This is a genomic window from Amycolatopsis sp. NPDC049868 (assembly GCF_044461365.1).
Classification (GTDB): Bacteria; Actinomycetota; Actinomycetes; order Mycobacteriales; family Pseudonocardiaceae; genus Amycolatopsis.
Map to the genome: position 1 here is coordinate 57,169 of NZ_JBITKV010000017.1, position 20,721 is coordinate 77,889.

6 protein-coding genes and 1 pseudogene are annotated in these 20,721 nt (G+C 71.7%); all 7 read left to right on the forward strand.

The window, feature by feature from the left end:
* Window positions 1-37: 37 nt before the first annotated feature.
* A pseudogene (locus ACIBTM_RS41140) lies at window positions 38-14,170 on the forward strand (SDR family NAD(P)-dependent oxidoreductase); the annotation flags it as partial.
* Window positions 14,171-14,284: 114 nt separating this feature from the next.
* A complete protein-coding gene (locus tag ACIBTM_RS41145; RefSeq protein WP_395882551.1) occupies window positions 14,285-15,121 on the forward strand; it encodes a hypothetical protein in 837 nt (278 codons plus the stop codon).
* Between the two features lie 5 nt (window positions 15,122-15,126).
* Window positions 15,127-17,244 carry a condensation domain-containing protein gene (locus ACIBTM_RS41150; protein ID WP_395882553.1) on the forward strand — a complete coding sequence of 706 codons (2,118 nt, stop codon included), beginning with the start codon at window positions 15,127-15,129 and terminating at the stop codon, window positions 17,242-17,244.
* Window positions 17,241-18,104: a 3-hydroxyacyl-CoA dehydrogenase family protein gene (locus tag ACIBTM_RS41155; RefSeq protein ID WP_395882554.1), complete on the forward strand. Its 864-nt coding sequence runs from the start codon at window positions 17,241-17,243 to the stop codon at window positions 18,102-18,104. Before ACIBTM_RS41150 ends, ACIBTM_RS41155 begins: the two co-directional genes overlap by 4 nt.
* On the forward strand, window positions 18,101-18,379 hold the full coding sequence (locus ACIBTM_RS41160) for an acyl carrier protein (protein ID WP_395882555.1): 279 nt from the start codon (window positions 18,101-18,103) through the stop codon (window positions 18,377-18,379). Before ACIBTM_RS41155 ends, ACIBTM_RS41160 begins: the two co-directional genes overlap by 4 nt.
* Entirely contained in the window at window positions 18,372-19,499 is a 1,128-nt protein-coding gene (locus tag ACIBTM_RS41165) for an acyl-CoA dehydrogenase family protein (protein ID WP_395882556.1), read from the forward strand. The genes ACIBTM_RS41160 and ACIBTM_RS41165 overlap by 8 nt, the downstream gene beginning before the upstream one ends.
* Window positions 19,496-20,596 carry an HAD-IIIC family phosphatase gene (locus ACIBTM_RS41170; protein ID WP_395882557.1) on the forward strand — a complete coding sequence of 367 codons (1,101 nt, stop codon included), beginning with the start codon at window positions 19,496-19,498 and terminating at the stop codon, window positions 20,594-20,596. The genes ACIBTM_RS41165 and ACIBTM_RS41170 overlap by 4 nt, the downstream gene beginning before the upstream one ends.
* Window positions 20,597-20,721: the final 125 nt, after the last annotated feature.

A 20,721-nucleotide genomic window follows, 5' to 3' on the forward strand; every position in this document is an offset into this window, starting at 1 on the left:
AGCAGCGATGAGCGAGAAGGCTGACAAGCTCCTGGAAGCGCTGCGGGCCTCGGTCAAGGAGACCGAGCGGCTGAAGTCGCGCAACCGGGAACTCGTCTTGGCGGCTTCCGAGCCGCTGGCCATCGTCGGCATGGGCTGCCGCTATCCCGGCGGGGTGCGCACCCCCGCGCAGTTCTGGGAGCTGCTGTCCGAGGGCGGCGACGCGATCTCGGGTTTCCCGACCGACCGCGGCTGGGACGCCGAGGGCGTCTACGACCCGGACCCGGACAACCCGGGAACGTCCTATGTGGTCGAAGGCGGGTTCCTGCGGGACGCGGCGAGCTTCGACGCCGAGTTCTTCGGGATCAGCCCGCGCGAGGCGCTGGCGATGGACCCGCAGCAGCGGCTGCTGCTGGAGATCTCGTGGGAAGCGCTGGAGGCCGCCGGGGTCGATCCGGCCACGCTGCGCGGTTCGCGGACCGGCGTGTTCATCGGGGTCGCGCCGGGGGACTACGTCACGCACCCCTCGCTGCAGACCACCGAGGGACTGGCCTGGCACCTGATGACCGGCGGCGCGGCCAGCGTCATGTCCGGCCGGATCTCCTACCTGCTCGGCTTGCAGGGGCCAGCGGTCTCCATCGACACGGCTTGCTCTTCTTCGCTGGTCGCGCTGCATCTGGCGGCGCAGGCGGTGCGGTCGGGGGAATGCTCGATGGCGTTGGCGGGCGGGGTCACCGTGATGGCCTCGCCGAGCGGGTTCGTCGGCTTCTCGCGGCAGCGTGGTCTCGCCGAGGACGGCCGCTGCAAGGCGTTCTCCGCGGACGCGGACGGCATGGGCATGGCCGAGGGCGCCGGGATGGTGCTCGTGGAACGGCTGTCCGACGCCCAGCGCAACGGGCATCAGGTGCTGGCCGTCCTTCGCAGCAGTGCGATGAACCAGGACGGCGCGTCCAACGGCATGACCGCGCCGAACGGGCCTTCGCAGCAGCGGGTGATCAAGGCCGCGCTGGCCGGGGCGCATCTCTCGTCCGCCGACGTGGACGTGGTCGAGGCGCACGGCACCGGCACCACGCTCGGCGACCCGATCGAGGCGCAGGCCCTGCTGGCCACCTACGGCCAGGACCGGCCGGAAGACCGGCCGCTGCTGCTGGGCTCGGTGAAGTCCAACATCGGGCACACCCAGCAGGCCGCCGGGATCGCCGGGGTGATCAAGCTGGTGCTCGCGCTGCAGCACGGCGAGCTGCCGAAGACCCTGCACGCGGACGAGCCCTCGCCGCATGTGGACTGGACCGAAGGCCACGTCCGGTTGCTGACCGAGAGAACGCCGTGGCCCGCAGGCGAACGTCCGCGACGCGCCGGGGTGTCGTCGTTCGGCCTGAGCGGCACCAACGCGCACGTCATCCTGGAGGAAGCGCCCGCCGCGGTTCCCGCGCCGGTTGAGCGGCCGGAGCCGGTACTCGGCACCGGAGTGGGCGGCGCGTGGGTGCTGTCCGGGCGGACGCCGGAAGGCCTTGCCGGGCAGGCGGAACAGCTGCGCGAGTGGGTGCTCGCGCGGCCGGAGCTGTCTCCGGCGGACGTGGGCTGGTCGTTGGCGACGACCCGGTCGGTGTTCGAGCATCGCGCGGTGGTGACGGGCGAGTTCGCTTCGGGGTTGAGCGACCTGGCAGCCGGGGTGCCCTCGGGTGCGGTGGTGACCGGGGCGGCGCGGACCGGGGTGCGTCCGGTGTTCGTGTTCGCCGGTCAGGGTTCGCAGTGGCTCGGCATGGGGCGGGAACTCGCGCAGGCGAGTGCGGTGTTCGCGGCGCGGCTGGCGGAGTGCGAGCGGGCGCTTGAGTCTTTTGTGGACTGGAAGTTGTCCGAGGTGTTGGCTGAAGAGCTGACGACGGCGGATGTGGTGCAGCCCGCGTTGTGGGCGGTGATGGTGTCGTTGGCCGCGGTGTGGGAGGCGGCTGGGGTTTCGCCGCAGGCGGTGGTCGGGCATTCGCAGGGTGAGATCGCGGCGGCGACTGTGGCGGGGATGTTGTCCCTTGAGGACGGCGCGAAGGTCGTTGCGCTGCGCTCCAAGTCGTTGAAGGTGCTGGCGGGTCTGGGCGGCATGCTGTCGGTTAACGCGGCGGCCGGTGTGGTTGAGGAGCGGATCGCCAGGTGGGGTGAGCGGTTGGCGTTGGCCGCGGTGAATGGTCCGGCTGCGGTGGTGGTTTCCGGTGCGCCGGAGGCGTTGGCCGAGCTGGAGTCCGAACTGGGTGCCGAGGGTATTCGGGCGCGGATGGTGGCGGTGGATTACGCGTCGCATTGTGCGCAGGTGGAGGGCCTGGAAGCGGAGATTCGTGCGGTGCTGGCGGGTGTTTCGCCGCGTAAGGGCCGGGTGCCGATGGTGTCGGCGATGTCCGGGGAGACTTTGACGGGCGAGGAACTGGATGCCGGGTACTGGTACGAGAGCCTGCGCTCGACTGTCCACTTCGAACGTGCGGTGCGCCTCCTCGCCGAGCAGGAACACAATGTTTTCCTAGAGGTCACCCCGCATCCGGTGCTGCTGGGCGCCATGAACGACACTCTGGGCGACACCGCCGCGGTGTGCGGCACGCTGCGGCGGGACGACGGCGGCAGCGCGCGGATGCTCACTTCCTTCGCCGAGGCTTTCGTGCACGGGGTCGCGGTGGACTGGACGCGGGTGCTGCCGTCCGGGAACCGGGTGGAACTGCCGACGTATGCGTTCCAGCGGGTGCGGTTCTGGCCTTCGGAGGCCGCGCCGGTGCTGGGCGGCGACGCCGTGTCGCTGGGCCTGGGCGCGGTCGATCACCCCTTGCTCGGCGCGGCGGTGGAACTCGCCGATGGCGCCGGCTTGGTCTGCACCGGTCGGCTGTCGGTCCGGACTCATCCGTGGCTGGCCGATCACAGCGTCGGCGGGGTGATCCTGGTGCCTGGCACCGGTTTCGTGGAGATGCTCCTGCGGGCCGGGGACCAGGCGGGCTGCGGCGTGCTGGAAGAATTGACCTTGCAGGCGCCGCTGGTGGTGCCCGCCGAGCAGGCCGTGCAGTTGCAGGTCATCGTGTCCGAGGCGGGCCAGGACGGCCGGCGCGCGGTCGAGGTGTTCGCCCGCCGCGACGACGCGGGCGAAGGCTGGACCCAGCACGCCGGCGGCACCGTGGCCCCAGCCGGACCGGGCGAAACCCACGACGAGGAACTGGCCGTCTGGCCGCCGCGGAACGCCACCCGCGTCGAGGTCGACGGCCTCTACGAGGCTTTGGCTGACGCTTCCTACCGGTACGGTCCGGCTTTCCGGGGCGTGCGCGGAGTCTGGCGGCGCGGCGAAGACGTCTTCGCCGAAGTGTCGTTGCCCGAGGGCATGGCCGAGCAGGCGGCCACGTTCGGCCTGCATCCCGCGTTGCTCGACGCGGTCCTCCAGGCCGGCGTGTTCGCCGGTGGCCCCGACGCCGAGGTCTCCGGCGAAGTACGGCTGCCGTTCGCCTGGACCGGAGTGGAACTGTTCGCGGGCGGCGCGTCCGTGCTGCGCGCGCGGCTGCGCCGCGACGCGACCGGCTCACTGTCCTTTGTGGCGGCGGACGTCACCGGCGCGACCGTCGTTTCGGTGGGGTCGTTGAGCACCCGTCCGGTGGCGGCGGACCAGTTGAGCGTCACCGACCCGGTGGTGCAGGATGCGCTGTTCGCGGTGGAGTGGGCGGAGATCGGCGAGACGACTCCCGCCGATGTGGCCTGGGCGGTCGTGGGGGAGGACCGGTTCGGCGTCGCCGATGTCCTTCCGGCCGAGTCCATTTCGGACCTTTCCGCGCTGGCTGAGACGGCACCGGGTGTGCTGGTGGTTTGCGCCGGCGGCACCGGGGACGCCGACACGCCCGCATCCGCAAGGCGGGCGACCGCCGAAGTGCTCGACGTGGTCCAGCGGTGGCTGGCCGACGAACGTCTCGAAGCGGCACGCCTGGTCGTGCTGACCCGCGGCGCGGTGGCTTCGGTGCCCGGCGAGCGGGTGCACGATCTGGCCGGGGCTGCGGCCTGGGGTCTCGTGCGGTCGGCCCAGTCGGAGAACCCCGGACGGCTGGTGCTGGCCGACGTCCTCGACGACGCGGACCTCGCGCGGCTCCCGTCCGTTATGGACAGTGGTGAGCCGGAGGTGGCTGTTCGCGGTGGTGTCGCGTTGGGACGGCGGCTGACCCGTCCGTCGGGCGATCTCGCGCTGCCGGGGGGTTTGTGGCGGCTGGAGGCGGACGAGAACGGGTCCCTCGACGGACTCGTGCTGGCTCCGGTGGCCGGCGTGGCGCTGGAGCCGGGCCAGGTGCGGGTGGGGGTGCGGGTCGCGGGCTTGAACTTCCGGGATGTGTTGATCGCGTTGGGGATGTATCCCGGCGGTGGGGTGATGGGCGGTGAGGTCGCGGGCCGGGTCTTGGAGGTCGGGTCCGGGGTGACCGGTTTCGCGGTGGGTGACCGGGTGCTGGGCATCGTGTCCGGTGGGTTCGGTCCGGAGGTGATCGCCGACGCGCGGCATCTCGTCGGCATTCCGGACAGCTGGTCCGAAGTGGACGCTGCTTCGGTGCCGGTGGCGTTCCTGACGGCTTGGTACGCGCTGGTGGAGTTGGCGGGCGCGCGGTCCGGGCAGCGGGTGCTGGTGCACGCGGCCGCGGGCGGCGTGGGGATGGCGGCGGTGCGTATCGCGCGGCATCTGGGGTTGGAGGTTTTCGCTACTGCCAGTCCGGCGAAGCACGGTGTGTTGGCCGGTCTGGGTCTGGATGCGGACCATATTTCGACCTCGCGTGGTGTTGAGTTCGAGCGTGATTTCCTTGTCGCGACGGATGGTCGTGGTGTGGACATCGTGGTGAACTCGTTGGCGGGTGAGTTGGTGGACGCGTCGCTGCGGCTGTTGCCTGAGGGTGGTTCGTTCGTGGAGATGGGCCGCACCGACCTGCGGGACCCGGAGACCATTCCCGCCGGAGTGGTTTACAGGCCATTCGATCTGGCGGAGGCCGGCTCGGCGGGCCTGCACCGGATGTTGGCGCGGGTGGTCGAGCTGATGGCCTCGGGCGTGCTGGCGAAGCTGCCGGTGCGGGTGTGGGACGTGCGGCGGGCGCGGGACGCGTTCCGGTTCATGTCGCAGGCCAAGCACACGGGCAAGATGGTCTTCACCATTCCGGCCGCGGCGGTGTCGGCTTCCCGCTCGGCGCTGATCACCGGCGGCACCGGGACGTTGGGTGGTCTGGTCGCCCGGCATCTGGCGTCGACCGGGCGTGCGGACGAGTTGGTGCTGACCGGCCGTTCCGGCCCGGGCGCGCCGGACGTCGCGACGCTGGCGGCGGAGTTGGCGTCGTTGGGCGCGTCGGTCCGCGTGGTCGCCTGTGACGCGGCGGAGCGCGAGGATCTCGCCACCGTGCTGCGCGGGGTGCCGTTGCTGAAGTCGGTCGTGCACACGGCGGGCGTCCTGGACGACGCCACGATCGCGTCGCTGACGTCCGAGCGGGTGTCGGCCGTCATGCGGCCCAAAGTGGACGGTGCGTGGAACCTGCACGAGCTGACCAAGGACCGCGAGCTGGACGAGTTCGTCCTGTTCTCCTCGGCGGCTTCCACCTTCGGTGCCGCCGGGCAGGGCAACTACGTCGCGGCGAACTCCTTTTTGGACGGTCTCGCGGCGGACCGCCGGGCGGCAGGGCTGCCGGGAACCTCGCTGGCGTGGGGGATGTGGGCCGAGACCAGCGCACTGACCGGGCAGCTCAGCGACGCGGAACGGTCCCGGATCAACCGGGGCGGCGTGGCGGCGCTGAGCGCGCAGGACGGTCTCGCGCTGTTCGACCGCGCGGTGTCGCGCGACGAAGCGGTCCTCGTGCCCGCGCTGCTGAACATCGCCGGACTGCGGGCGCAGGCGGCCAAGGGCAGCGAAGTCCCGCCGGTCTGGCGGGCACTGATCACCGCCAGGCCCGGCCGTCGGACGGCGGCGTCGGAGGTCGGCGCGGACTCGTTGCGGCAGCGGCTGGCCGGACTGTCCGAACCGGACCGGGAACGCGCCCTCGTCGATCTGGTGCGCACCCATGTGGCGGCGGTGCTCGGCCACCGTTCCCCCGAGGCGATCGGCGCGAACCGGGTCTTCACCGAGCTGGGCTTCGACTCGCTGACCGCGGTCGAACTGCGGAACCGGCTGAACGCCGCCACCGGTCTGCGGCTGCCCGCCACCCTCGTCTTCGATTACCCGACCTTGCTCGTGCTGGCCGGGCACCTCACCTCGCTGCTGGTGGACGGCTCCGCGGCGCCGGTGCGCTCGGTGGCGACGCACGTCGCGGCGGCCACCGGCGAGCCGATCGCGATCGTCGGCATGGCCTGCCGGTATCCCGGCGACGTCACCGACCCCGAATCGTTCTGGCGGCTGCTGCGCACCGGGACCGACGCGGTCGCCGGGTTCCCGGACGACCGCGGCTGGGAGACGGTCTACGACCCCGACCCGGACAGCGTGGGCACCCTCTACACCCAGTCCGGCGGCTTCATGTCCGACGCCGGCGGCTTCGACGCGGGCTTCTTCGGTATCAGCCCGCACGAGGCGCTCGCCATGGACCCGCAGCAGCGGCAGCTGCTCGAAGTCTCCTGGGAGGCGATCGAGCGGGCCGGGATCGACCCCGGTTCGCTGCGCGGCAGCCAGACCGGCGTGTTCGTCGGCGGGTTCGCTTCCGGCTACGGGATGAGCCTCGGCGCGGGCGCGGAGGGCAGCGAAGGACATGCGACCACCGGTTTCGCCACCAGCGTGTTGTCCGGCCGGATCTCCTACACTCTCGGCCTCGAAGGCCCGGCGATCACCGTGGACACCGCGTGCTCGTCCTCGCTGGTCGCGCTGCACCTCGCGGTCCAGGCGATCCGGGCGGGGGAGTGCTCGATGGCGCTTGCCGGCGGCTCGACGGTCATCGCCACCCCGGACGGCATCGTCGGGTTCAGCCGGCAGCGCGGTTTGGCAGCAGACGGCCGGTGCAAGGCGTTCTCCGCGGAAGCCGACGGCATGGGCTTCGCCGAGGGCGCGGGCGTCGTGGTGGTGGAGCGGCTTTCGGACGCGCGGCGCAACGGGCACCAGGTGTTGGCCGTGGTGGCCGGCAGCGCGGTGAACCAGGACGGTGCGTCGAACGGGTTGACGGCGCCGAACGGTCCTTCGCAGCAGCGCGTTATTCGCGCGGCGTTGGCGAATGCCGGGTTGTCGGCGTCCGATGTGGACGTCGTGGAGGCGCACGGCACCGGCACGGTGCTGGGCGACCCGATCGAGGCGCAGGCGTTGCTGGCCACCTACGGCCGGGACCGGGACCGTCCACTGTGGCTGGGTTCGGTGAAGTCGAACATCGGGCACACGCAGGCGGCGGCCGGCGTGGCGGGCGTGATCAAGATGGTGCTGGCGTTGCAGCATCAGGAGATCCCACGCACGCTGCACGTCGAAGAGCCTTCGTCGCATATCGACTGGGAGTCCGGCGCGGTCCGGCTGCTGGACGCCCCGGCTCCGTGGCCCTCCGGCGACCGGGTGCGCCGGGCCGGTATTTCCTCGTTCGGCATCAGCGGCACCAACGCGCACATCCTGGTCGAGGAGGCCCCCGCCTCGGACGACGCCGAGACCGAGGCTGTCCCGCCGTCCACGGCGGTCGAATCCGGCGGGATCGGCGCTTGGCTGGTTTCCGGGCGGACGGCGGACGGCCTGGCGCGCCAGGCCGAGCGGCTGCACGGCTGGGCCACCGCCCGGGAGGCGCTGGCCCCGGCCGACGTGGCCTGGTCGCTGGCTACCTCCCGGTCCGCGTTCGAACACCGCGCCGTGGTCGTCGGCGACCAGGACGCCCTGCTCGCGGGCCTGCGCGACCTCGCCGACGGCGTCCCGTCCGGCTCGACGTCCGCCGGAGTGGTCCGCGACGACGTGCGTCCGGTGTTCGTGTTCGCCGGGCAGGGTTCGCAGTGGCTCGGGATGGGCGAGGAACTCGCGCGGTCGAGTGCGGTGTTCGCGGCGCGGCTCGCCGAATGCGAGCGGGCGCTGGAGTCCTTTGTGGACTGGAAGTTGTCCGATGTGCTCGAAGGCGAGCTGGAGTCGGCGGATGTGGTGCAGCCCGCGTTGTGGGCGGTGATGGTGTCTCTTGCCGCGGTGTGGGAGGCGGCTGGGGTTTCGCCGCAGGCGGTGGTTGGTCATTCGCAGGGTGAGATCGCGGCGGCGACGGTCGCGGGGATGTTGTCCCTTGAGGACGGTGCGAAGGTCGTTGCGCTGCGCTCCAAGTCGTTGAAGGTGTTGGCGGGTCTGGGCGGCATGCTGTCGGTGAGCGTGGCTGCTGTTGTGGTGGAGGAGCGGATCGCCAGGTGGGGTGATCGATTGTCGCTGGCGGCGGTGAACGGTCCGGCCGCGGTGGTGGTTTCGGGTGAGCCTGAGGCGTTGGCCGAGTTGAAGTCCGAGTTGGATGCCGAGGGTATTCGGGCGCGGATGGTGGCGGTGGATTACGCGTCGCATTGTGCGCAGGTGGAAAGCCTGGAAGACGAGATCCGTGCGGTGCTGGCGGGGATCGAGCCGCGGCGTGGCCGGGTGCCGATGGTGTCGGCGATGTCCGGGGAGACTTTGACGGGCGAGGAACTGGACGCCGGGTACTGGTACGAGAGTCTGCGTGCGCCGGTGATGTTCGACCGCGCGATCCGGACGGTGGCGGGTGACGGAAACCGGATGTTCATCGAGGTGACCCCGCATCCGGTGCTGCTCGGCGCGATGAACGACACCTTGGACGAACTGGCCGCCGACGCCGGGCCGGGCGCGGCGCCCGGCGTCGTGTGCGGCACGCTCCGCCGGGACGACGGCGGTGCGGCGCGGTTGCTGACCTCGTTCGCGGAAGCTTTCGTGCACGGTGCGCCGGTGGACTGGGCAGCGGTGCTGCCGTCTGGCGCCCACGTGGACCTGCCGACATATGCGTTCGGCCATGTGCGGTACTGGCCGAAGCCCGGTGGCGGTCGTGCCGGTGACGCGGTCTCGTTGGGCTTGGGCGCCGTGGACCATCCCTTGCTGGGCGCGGCGGTGGAACTGGCTGGCGGTGCAGGCATGGTGTGCACTGGCCGGTTGTCGGTGCGCACGCATCCGTGGCTGGCCGACCACGTCGTGAACGGGGTGCTCCTGTTGCCGGGCACGGCGTTCGTGGAACTGGCGGTGCTGGCCGGGGACCAGATCGGCTGCGGCCTGCTGGAAGAGCTGACTTTGCAGTCTCCGCTGGTGATCCCGGCCGACGGCGGCGTGCAGGTCCAGGTGGTGCTGGGCGACGCAGAGGACGGGCGTCGGACGGTCGAGGTGTTCGCGCGCCGCGACGACGCGGGCGAGGACTGGACTCAACACGCCAGCGGCACCGTCACCACGGCGACGACCGCGGAGACCCGGGACCCCGAGCTGGCCGTCTGGCCGCCCCGCGAGGTCACTGCTGTGGACGTCGACGGGATGTACGCGGACGAAGGCCCGTACGGCTACGGCCCGGCCTTCCGCGGCCTGCAAGCGGTCTGGCGTCGCGGTGAGGATGTCTTCGCCGAGGTCGCCCTCCCGGACGGGCTCGACGCGGGAGCGTTCGGCCTGCACCCCGCGCTGCTCGACGCGGTGCTGCACGCCAGCGCGCTGACCGGCACCGCCGAATCCGGCGAGGTGCGCCTGCCGTTCGCGTGGACGGGAGTGCGGCTGCACGCGAGCGGGGCGTCGGCGCTCCGGGCGCGGTTGCGCCGGGACCACACCGGCGCGCTGACCGTGACGGCCGCCGACCCGGCCGGGGCTACGGTGATCACGGTGGACTCGCTGATCACCCGTCCGCTCGCGACGGATCAGCTGACCATCGCCGGACCCAGCGTGGCGGACGCGTTGTTCGCGGTGGAGTGGTCCGCGATCGGCGAGGCACCCGCGCTCGCCGGGGACTGGGCTCTTCTCGGAGCTGACCGCTTCGGCCTCACCGACACGCTCACGCTGCGGTCCTTTGTGGACCTGCCTGCGCTGATCGCGGCGGAGAACACCCCCGACGTGGTGCTGGTTTGGGTCGGCGACGGAGACGCGGCCGACGCGGCGAAGGCGGCGCGCCAGGTCACTGTGGAAACGCTGAACCTGCTCCAGTCGTGGCTGGCGGAGGAACGGCTGGAGCAGACGCGGCTGGTGCTCCTGACCCGGCGGAGCCAGGCCGTCGAGCCTGGCGAGCGGATCGGCGATCTGGCCGGTTCCGCGGCGTGGGGACTGGTGCGGTCCGCACAGGCGGAAAACCCCGGCCGGGTAGTGCTGGCCGACCTGCCCGACGGCGCCGCCGCCGCGCTCCTGCCGACCATTGTGGCCAGTGGGGAACCGGAACTGGCGGTCCGAGGGCAGCTCGCCTACGCCCGGCGGCTCGCCCGCCCGAGCGGCGTCCGGCAAGGGACAGCGCACCCGCCGGTCGCGGGCACCGCCTTGGTGACCGGCGGGACCGGCACCCTCGGCTCACTCGTCGCCCGGCATCTGGCGACCACCGGACAGGCCGACGCGGTGGTGCTGACCAGCCGATCCGGTCCCGCGGCCGCCGGGGCGGCGGGGCTGGCCGCCGAACTGGCCGAACGCGGCACCGGAGTGGCCGTCCTCGCCTGCGACGCGGCGAACCGGGCCGAACTGGCCACCGTGGTCGACGCGATCCCGGAGCTTACCTCCGTGGTGCACACCGCCGGGGTGCTCGATGACGCGACGATCACTTCACTCACCGAGTCGCGTGTGGACACTGTGCTGCGGCCTAAGGCGTTCGCCGCCTGGCACCTGCACGAACTCACCCGAGACCGGAACCTGGCGCGCTTCGTGCTGTTCTCCTCGGCCGCGGCCACCTTCGGCGTGGCCGGGCAGGGCAACTACGTGGCCGCCAACGCTTTCCTCGATGCCCTCGCCGCCGACCGGCGCGCGGCCGGCCTGCCCGGCACGTCCCTCGCCTGGGGCATGTGGGCCGAGGTCAGCGGCCTGACCAGCACACTCACCGACGCCGAACGCGCCAAGATGGCCCGCGACGGCGGCGCGCTCAGCGCCGACGAGGGCCTCGAACTGTTCGACGACGCGCTCGACCGGGCCGAGGCCGTCCTGGTGCCCGTGCGTCTCGATCTCGGCCGGCTGCGGACCCGGGCGGCCCGCGGCGGCGACGTCGCGCCGTTGTGGCGGGCGCTGCTCGGCGGCCCGGCTCGCCGGAGCGCCTCGTCCGGCGCGGCGGGCGCGGATTCGCTGCGCGAGCAGCTCGCCGCACTGTCCGCGCAGGACGGGCACGAGGTGCTGCTCGGCCTGGTGCGGACCCACGTCGCCGCGACACTGGGGCACGCGACCGGCGAAGCGGTCGATCCGGAACGGGCCTTCACCGACCTGGGCTTCACCTCGCTGACCGCGGTGCAGCTGCGCAACCGGCTCAGCACCGCGACCGACCTGCGGCTCCCCGCGACCCTGGTCTTCGACTACCCGAACCCGACCGCGCTCGCGGTGCGGCTCGCCGAACAGTTCGGCGGGGTCGCCGCGGGCCCGGCCGCGCCGGTCGTCACCGGTGGGGTCACCGACCACGAGCCCGTCGCCATCGTCGGGATGAGCTGCCGGTTCCCCGGCGGGGTCGACAGCCCGGAGGAGTTCTGGCGGTTGCTGGACGGCGGTGAGGACGTCATCTCGGCGTTCCCCGCCGACCGCGGCTGGGACCTCGGCGGCCTGTACGACGCGGACGCCGCGCACACCGGCACCTCCTACACCCAGGCGGGCGGCTTCCTCTCCGACGCCGGCGCGTTCGACGCCGCGTTCTTCGGGATCAGCCCGCGCGAGGCGCTGGCGATGGACCCGCAGCAACGCCTGCTGCTGGAGCTGTCCTGGGAGGCGTTCGAACGGGCCGGGATCGACCCGACCTCGTTGCGCGGCAGCCAGACCGGGGCGTTCGTGGGCGGCTACACCTCCGGCTACGAGCAGAGCGTGCTCGCCGAAGAGGGCAGCGCCGACCTCGAAGGCCACCTGATGACCGGCATCGCGACGAGCATCCTTTCCGGACGGCTGGCCTACACGCTGGGCCTCGAGGGCTCCACGATGACCGTGGACACCGCGTGCTCCTCCGCGCTGGTGGCCCTGCACCTGGCCGCGCAGGCGCTGCGCAGCGGCGAATGCTCGATGGCGCTGGCCGGCGGGGTCACGATCATGGCCACGCCGGGCACGTTCGTCGAGTTCTCCCGTCAGCGCGGGCTGGCGCCGGACGGCCGGTGCAAGGCCTTCGCGGCGGGCGCGGACGGCACCGGATTCGCCGAGGGCGCGGGGCTGCTCGTCTTGGAACGGCTGTCGGACGCGCGCCGTGCGGGGCACCCCGTGCTCGCGGTCATCCGGGGCAGCGCGACCAACCAGGACGGTGCCTCCAACGGCCTCACCGCGCCGAACGGCCCGTCGCAGCAACGGGTCATCCGGGCGGCGCTGGCGAACGCGCGCCTCACTGCGTCCGAAGTGGACGCTGTGGAGGCGCACGGCACCGGCACCTCACTGGGCGATCCCATCGAGGCGCAAGCGCTGATCGAGACCTACGGGCAGCATCGCGCGGCGGAGCGGCCGCTGTGGCTGGGCTCGGTGAAGTCCAACATCGGGCACACGCAGGCGGCCGCGGGCGTGGCCGGGGTGATCAAGATGGTGCTCGCCCTCCGGAACCAGCGCCTCCCGCAGACCCTGCACGTGGACGAGCCCTCGCCACACATCGACTGGTCGGCGGGCGAGGTGCGGCTGCTCACCGAACCGGTGCCCTGGCCCTCGGACGGACGGCCCCGACGAGCCGGCGTGTCCTCGTTCGGGATCAGCGGCACCAACGCGCACGTGATCGTGGAGGAAGCCCCGGCCGCGGCTGAACAGCCGGAGCGGTCCGGCGGCCCGGCGGTGGTGCCGTGGGCGCTGTCCGCGCGGACCGGGGAAGCGGTGCGGGCACAGGCCGCGCGGCTGCGGGCGCACCTGCTCGACCGGCCGGACGCGGACCTGGTCGACGTCGGTTTCTCCTTGGCCCGCACCAGAACGGTCTTCGGCCACCGCGCCGTCGTCGTCGGCCGCGACCGCGACGGCCTGCTCGCCGGGCTGTCCGCGCTCGCCGACGGCACACCGTCGCCGGAAGTGCCGACGGGCGTCGCGACCGACCGCAAGACCGTGTTTGTCTTTCCCGACAAGGGGTTCGGTCAGCTGGCTGAGCTGATGGACGAGTCTCCCGCCTTCGCGGCGAGCATCGCCGAGTGTGCGCGGGCGCTGTCCGTCGAGTTGGACGAGGCGGTGCGAACCGGCTCGGACCGGCCGGAAGTCCGCTGGGCCGTGCAGATTTCGCTGGCCGAGCTGTGGCGTTCGGCGGGCGTGCGCCCGGCAGCCGTCGCCGGGCAAGGGATCGGCGAGCTCGCGGCCGCGACGGTGGCAGGGGAGATGACCCTGGCCGAAGCGGCGGTGTCGCTCGCCGCGGACACCCCGGCGGAACGGCGCGCGGGACGTGTCCCGGTGCTGCCGGTGGAAGAACTCGGCGGGTTCGGCGAATACGTGGAGTTCGGCGCCGAGCGGCTGAGCCCGGCGGAACCGGAGGCCACGGTCACCGCCGCGCTGTCCGGTGCGGTGCCCGGCCTGAGCGCGTTGCTGACCGCGCTTTCCGCGGTGCACGTCCAGGGCACCGCGGTGGACTGGAGCGCGCTGCTCGGCCGCGGACGACGGGTGGACCTGCCGACGTATGCGTTCCAGCGCAACCGGTTCTGGCCCGCCCCGCCCGCTGTGCACAAGCAGGTGCCAGGGGAACGGGAGTTCTGGGCCGCGCTCGACGGCGGTGACCTGACGGCACTGTCCGAAGTGCTCGGTACGACCGAGCAGTTGAGTGCCGAAATGCCGCTTTCCGCGGTGCTGGAACGGATCGTCGCCTGGCGCGGTGCCGACGCCGAGCCCGGCGGGGAAGCCGCGGCGGAGTCGCAGTGGCTGCCGCTGCTGGCGGGGAAGACCGAGGCGGAGCGCCGGGAAGTGCTGCTCGGACTGGTTCGCGAGGAGATCGCCGGCGTGCTCGGCTACGCGTCGGTCGACGAGGTCGGGCCGAGCACGGACATCTTCGATCTGGGCGCGACGTCGATGTCGGCCGTTCAACTGCGCGAGAGGTTCGACGCGCGGACTGGTCTTAAGCTGCCCGAGGGTTTCGTCTACGACAACTACCTGCCGGAAGCCATCGCGGACTTCCTGGCGAAGGAACTGCACGACCCCGCCGGTTCGGCGGGGTAGGCGAAAGCGCGCGGGGCCGCCGTTTCCCGGGCGGTCCAGGGGAATCGTCGCGCGCGTTCGCCGTCCGCGAGCGCGGGGAACTTGGCCGTCCGACTTCGATGATGGGATCTACCAGTGCCGAACGAAGAATCGTGGAGCGTGCTCTCCGCCCCCACGTCGAACTCCGTCGTCCTCGCCGTCGATTTTCCTGCCCCCGGCCGTCCCGAAGCGGGATTCGCGGATCTGACCGCGGTGATGGGCTCCGCGTGGTCCGCCCACGGCGTGCTCCAGACGAAGCTGCCCGCGGTGACCCTCGCCGATCGGCCCGGCCCGGAGACCTACCTCGACTACTGGACCGGCGACGAGCAGTTGAGCGGCCGCGAGGTGGTCGCGGTGCTCGGCTACTGCCTCGGCGGCGTCTACGCGGCGGAGATCGCCGAGCGGATCGCGCGGCGGCAGCGCACCGAACCGGCCGTGGTGCTGTTCGACGGGCAGGTCACCGACAAGCAGTTGCTCGCGGTGGAGATCGACAAGCTGATCGCGCTCGGCGGCCCGGTGCTCACCGTGGAGGAAGCGAGCGAGGCCCGGCTGCGGGCCGTCGAGATCGTGACCACGCCGGGGATCGCGCTGGCCGACGCCACCGAGGAGATCGTCACGCTCTACCGCGAGGTGGCCACCGGCGCGTTCCACAAGGTCGGCCTCGCGCCGGAACGCGGCGAAGAGGTCGTCCGGTTCTTCGAGACCTACATGGCGTGGCTCACCGCCGCCGAGGGCATCGACCCCGCCTCCGCCTGGGGCCGTTCGCTCGCGCTCACCTCCACCGATTACGCGGCGCTGGAAGAGGACGGCGCCCCCACCGCGGTCAACGCGACCAAGCTGATCGACAAGCGGTTCCGCCTCGAAGTCAGCCACGCCGACCTGCTGCGCGCCGACGAAACCGCGCGGGTGCTCCGAGACCACTCCGGGTTCTGAGCGCGATGGCCGCGACGACCAACAAGGAAAAAGCACTGTGGCTGATGGAGGAACTGGTCCCCGGCGCGGGGATCAACAACCTCGGCTTCGCCCTGCACGTGGCGGGGCGGCTGCGCCCGGACGCGCTGCGCGAGGCGCTGGCCGTGGTGGTGGCGCGCACCGAGGCGCTCCGCACGGTCTTCCGCGCCGGTGGCGCTGACCTGGTCAAGGAGATCCTGCCCGCCGACTCGGCGGAGGTGTCCGAGGTGACGGTCGAACCGCTCGAACTTTCCGGCGCGGAGCTGGAAAAGGACCTCACCGCGTTCGTGGACCGCCCGTTCCCGCTGGAGGGCGATCTGCTGATCCGCGCGGGACACGCCCGCGGCCCGGACGGCGACCTGTTCTGCCTCGGCGTGCACCACCTGGCGTTCGACATGACCTCCGCCGCGTTGTTCCTGCAGGAGTTCCTCCCGGTCTACGAGGCGATCGTCGCCGGGCGTCCGGTGCCGCCCGCCTCGGCGCGGCCCTCGGCGGGCGTGGAAAGCCGGCCGCGGCCCGCCGATCTCGAGTACTGGCGCGAAAACCTGAGCGGCTTCACCCCCGGCACGCTCGACCTGTGGTGCGGACGGCCCCGCGTCCACCGGCCGATGATGCGCGGCGACTACGCGCGCCACCCGCTCTCCGGCGAAGCGCTGGCGGCGATCGGGCAGTTGCAGCGAAAGCTGCGCGCCCCGGTCGCGGCGGTGCTGCTGGCCGCCTACTCCGCGCTGCTCGTCGCGCACGGCGCGGGCGCCGATCTGGTGGTCGGGACCCCGGTCGACGTCCGCGGCGAGAACAGCGGCGCCATCGGTTACCACGTGAACGTGGTGCCGATCCGGATGCAGGTGGATCTGGCGGCCGGGTTCGGCCCGCTCGTCCGGCACGCCCGGGACGCCTTCCTCGGCGCGATGGCGCACGCGCACACCTCGGTGGAGGAGCTGACCGGCGAACTGCCCGGCATCGGCTCCACCTGGCAGACCGCGCTTTACCGGCACCTGTTCAACTTCGTGCCCGACTCGCCGGTCACCGAACTGGCCGTGGCCGGCCATTCCGCCCGGCTGCTGCGGGTGGACAACCCCTACAGCAAGTTCGACCTCGAACTGGTCGCCTCGCAGACCACCCCGGAGATCCAGTTCCGGTACTCCACCGAGAACTTGGACCGCGCCGACGTGGCGGCGCTGCTGCGGCGGCTGGACGCCCTGCTGGTCGCCGCCGCCCGGTCACCGGACCGGCCGCTGGCCGAAACCGCCGGGTGGAGCGAGACCGACCGCGAGACCGTCGAACGTGCCCATCGCGCACCTATCGCCGTGACAGTTCCCGCAGCCACTCCGGCCCGCGCGGCGGCCGCGTTGAAGGAACGGCTCACCCTGACTCCCAGCGAACGAGCACTGTCCGGCGGCCGAGTCTCCATCGTCGCTCCGGACGGACGGGAACTGCCCGTCGGCGTCCGCGGCGAACTGTGCCTGGACACCGGCGATGGCCCTGCGCGCACCGGAGAACTGGCCCGCTGGTCGCCCGACGGCGCGATCGAATGGCTCGGTCAGCTCGGCCGCCGGTTCGACACCGCGCACGGTCCGGTCAACCTCGGCGACCTCGAAGCGGCGCTGCTGGACGAGCCCGGCGTGTCCGCCGCGGCGGCGGTCGCCGTCCCGACGGACGACGGGGAACACACCGTCGTCGTCTTCGCGGTGGCAGCGAAACCGTTGGCAGTGAAGGAAGTCCCCTGGCCGGTGGTGTCGCTGGAGGCCTTGCCGGAGACCGCCGACGGCAGCCTCGACACCGAGGCACTGCGGCTGCTCGCCGAACGGGAGACCCGGCCGGAAACCGGCGACCGCGACCACGAGGACGCATTGGTCGAAGATCTGGTGCGGATCTGGGCGGAGCTGCTCGGCGGCGAGGCCACCGCACGGACCCACTTCTTCGAAGCGGGCGGCCATTCGCTGCTCGGCGCCGTGCTGGCGCAGCGGGCCGAAGAGCTCACCGGAACCCCCCTCGGGTTGACCGAGGTGTTCGAGCACCCGACTCCCGCGGCGCTGGCCGTGTGGGTGCGCGCGTCACAAGCAAGGCAGGAATCGGCTCACGAGACCGCAGGGAAGAGCGTATGACCACGGCTTACGAAGATCACCGCCTCGCCGTCATCGGCGCCGGGGTGATGGGCACGAACATCTCGACACTCGCGCTCGGCCACGGCGTCCCGGTCGTGCTGGTGGACATCGACGAGTCCGTTCTGGACACGGCGAAGGCCACCATCGCGCAGAAGTCCCGGCACGCCCAGCTGATGGGCGTCCTGCCGGACCGCCCGACGGCCGAACTGACCACCAGCACCTCGCTGTCCTCGATCGCGGACGCGACCACCGTCGTCGAGGCCGTCACCGAGGTAGCCGAGGTGAAGGAGAAGGTGCTCACCGAGGCCTCGCGGATCGTGGCCCCGGGCACCACGCTGATCTCCAACACCTCGTGCATCCCGATCGACGAGATGGCCGCCTGGACCGCGCGTCCGGAAGAACTGGTCGGCGTGCACTTCATGAACCCCTCGTACCTGATCAAGATGGTCGAGGTGATCCGCGGCCCGCGCACCGCGCCCGCGGTGCTGGACAACGCCGTCGCGCTGCTTTCGGTGCTCGGCCGGGAATCGCTGGTGATCGAGGACTCGGCCGGGTTCGTGATCAACCGGCTGCTGCACCCGCTGATCAACACCGCGGCGATGCTGGTGGAGGAGGGCGTCGCCTCCGTCGAGGTGGTCGACGGCCTGCTCGAAGGCTGCCTCGGCCACTCGACCGGACCGCTGCGCACCGGCGACCTGATCGGCCTGGAGAACCTGGTCGATTCCCTCAACGTGCTCTACGAGCGCCGCGGCGACGAAAGCTGCCGCCCCTGCGACCTGCTGCTGCAGAAAGTGGCGGACGGCCACCTCGGCCGGAAAACCGGCCGGGGCTTCTACGACTACGGAAAGGTCGCGTCATGACTACCGGGGAGACCACCGCCACGTCGCGCACCGCGGAAAGCCTCCAGCAGGAGCTGCTCGGCTTCCTCAGTGAGCGCATCAAGACCGACGTCGAGGCCGACCAGGACCTGTTCGCCTCCGGCGTCGTCTCCTCGATGTTCGCGATGCAGCTCGTCGTGCACCTCGAATCGACCTACGACATCGCCATCGTCGGCCCGGACCTCAAACTGGACAACTTCCGCACCGTGGTGGCGATGACCGAGCTGGTGCTCCGGCTCCAGGACGGCGATGTTTGAGAAGATCGCCGACGAGGTCGCCCTGCTCGGCGAGCTCGTCGGCGACCGGGCCGCGGGCTGGGACGTCGAGGGCGAGCTGCCGATCGGGCTGCTGCGGGACCTCGGCTCCCGCGGCCTGCTCTGCGCGCAGGTGCCGGAGTCGTTCGGCGGACGGGGCCTGAGCAGCGCCGAGAACGGGGAGTTCACCGCCGAGGCAGGCGAACTGTGCAGTTCGCTGCGCAGCATCATGACCTCGCAGGGCATCGTGGCGTGGACCGTCCAGCGCTTCGGCGACAAGGTGCAGCGCCGCGAACTGCTCGGCAGGCTCACCGGCGGTGAGCTGACCGCGGTCGGGTTCAGCGAACCGGGCGCGGGCAGCGATCTCGCCGCCATGCGCACCCGGCTCAAGCCGGAAGGGGACGGGTTCGTCCTCGACGGCGAGAAGAAGTGGGTCACCGGCACCCGCTACGCCGATTTCGTGCTCATCGTGGCCCGCCACGGCGACGGGGACGGCGCCGCCGCGGTCGTGGTGCCCACCGACGCCCAGGGCGTGCGGATCGAACCGGTGCCGCATCCGATGGGGTGCCGGGCCGCCGGGCACGCGAACATTTTCCTGGACAACGTGGCGGTCCCCGCCACCGCGGTACTCGGCGGGGGCGAGCAGCCACTATCGCTGCTGTTCACCACGGCGTTGTCCTACGGCCGGATGTCGATCGCCTGGGGGTGTGTCGGCATCATCCGGGCTTGCCTCGACTCCGCCGCGCGGCACGTCGCGCACCGCCGCCAGGGCGGGGTGGCGCTCGCTGAACACCAGCTGGTGCAGGAACACCTGGCCGAGATGTACGTGGCCGAGCAGCTGAGCCTGCGCGCCTGCGAACACGCCAGCCAGGGCTGGGACAGCTTCTCGCCCGACCTTGGCGCGCTGACGGTGCTCGCCAAGCACGTGAGCGCCGGCTACGCGGCTCGTGCCGCCGCGGCCGCCGTTCAACTGCACGGTTCGACGGGCGCGGGGGACGGGCACGTCGCCGCCCGCGCGTTCCGCGACGCGAAGCTGATGGAACTGATCGAGGGCAGCAACGAGATCTGCAAGCTGATCCTGGCCGATCACGTCTTGCGCAACCGGGGAGGAGAACTTCCGTGACCGACAAGCCGACCTTGGTCAAATGCCTGGTCTGGGACCTGGACAACACCGTATGGGACGGGACCCTGCTGGAGAACCCGGACGTGGAGCTGTTCCCGGGGATCCGCGAGACCATCATCGAACTCGACTCCCGCGGCGTCCTGAACTCCGTCGCCAGCAAGAACGACTACGACCTCGCCTGGAAGCACCTGGAGAAGCTCGGCCTCGCCGAGTACTTCGTGCATCCGCAGATCGGCTGGGGCCGCAAGTCCGATTCGGTGGCGCAGATCGCGGAGCGGCTGAACTTCGCGCTGACCACCATCGCCTTCATCGACGACCTGCCGACGGAGCGGGCGGAGGTGAACTACCACAGCGACGCCGTGCGCTGCTACGACGCCACGCAGGCGGGCGAGCTGACCGGGCTGCCGGAGTTCAGCCCCGAGGTCGTCACCGTCGACGCGCGCCGCCGTCGCGAGATGTACCAGGCCAGTTTCCGCCGGGACGCGGAGAAGGAGACCTTCAACGGCCCGGACGAGGACTTCCTGCGCAGCCTCGATTTGGTGATGGCGATCAAGCGCGCCGACGAGGTCGACCTGTCGCGGGTCGAGGAGCTGACCCTGCGCACCAGTCAGATGAACGCGACCGGCGTGCACTACTCCGACGCGGACCTGCGGAAACTGCTCGCCGACCCCGACCACGAAGTGCTCACCGTCACCCTCACCGACCGGTTCGGCCCGCACGGCGCGGTCGGCGTGCTGCTGCTGGAACGGCATCCGCGGCTGTGGCACCTGAAGCTGCTCGCGACCTCCTGCCGGGTGGTCACTTTCGGCGCGGGCGCGGTGCTGCTCAACTGGCTGATCGACGAGGCCGCGCGGGCGGGCGCGCATCTGGTCGCGGACTTCCGGGCCACCGATCGCAACCGGATGATGGAGATCGCCTACCGGTTCGCCGGGTTCACCACCGACGCCTGCGACTGCCTCGCCGTGCTCGGCGAAGCCGCCGCGGACGGCCTGCAGCGCCTGCACTTGGTGGCCGACCGGCGCGACGCCTCGACGACGATGAGCCTCACCGCACCGGAGCTGGCTGTCGCCGCCGAAACCGCGGTGCGTCCCGGCTGACACCGGACCCGCCCCGACCCCCACCGGGCGGGGAAGGCCCGCGTCCGCGCGTCCTTCCCCGCCCGCCGCCCGTGCCAGGTAGCGGCGGGATTCGCGCAGCTATCGCAGAAGATCTCCGGAATGCC

What these genes read in the sequence shown, in the direction of transcription:
- ACIBTM_RS41160 (WP_395882555.1), top strand. Translation starts at nt 18,101, where the DNA reads ATGACTACCGGGGAGACCACCGCCACGTCGCGCACCGCGGAAAGCCTC.
- ACIBTM_RS41150 (WP_395882553.1), top strand. Translation starts at nt 15,127, where the DNA reads ATGGCCGCGACGACCAACAAGGAAAAAGCACTGTGGCTGATGGAGGAA.
- ACIBTM_RS41155 (WP_395882554.1), top strand. Translation starts at nt 17,241, where the DNA reads ATGACCACGGCTTACGAAGATCACCGCCTCGCCGTCATCGGCGCCGGG.
- ACIBTM_RS41165 (WP_395882556.1), top strand. Translation starts at nt 18,372, where the DNA reads ATGTTTGAGAAGATCGCCGACGAGGTCGCCCTGCTCGGCGAGCTCGTC.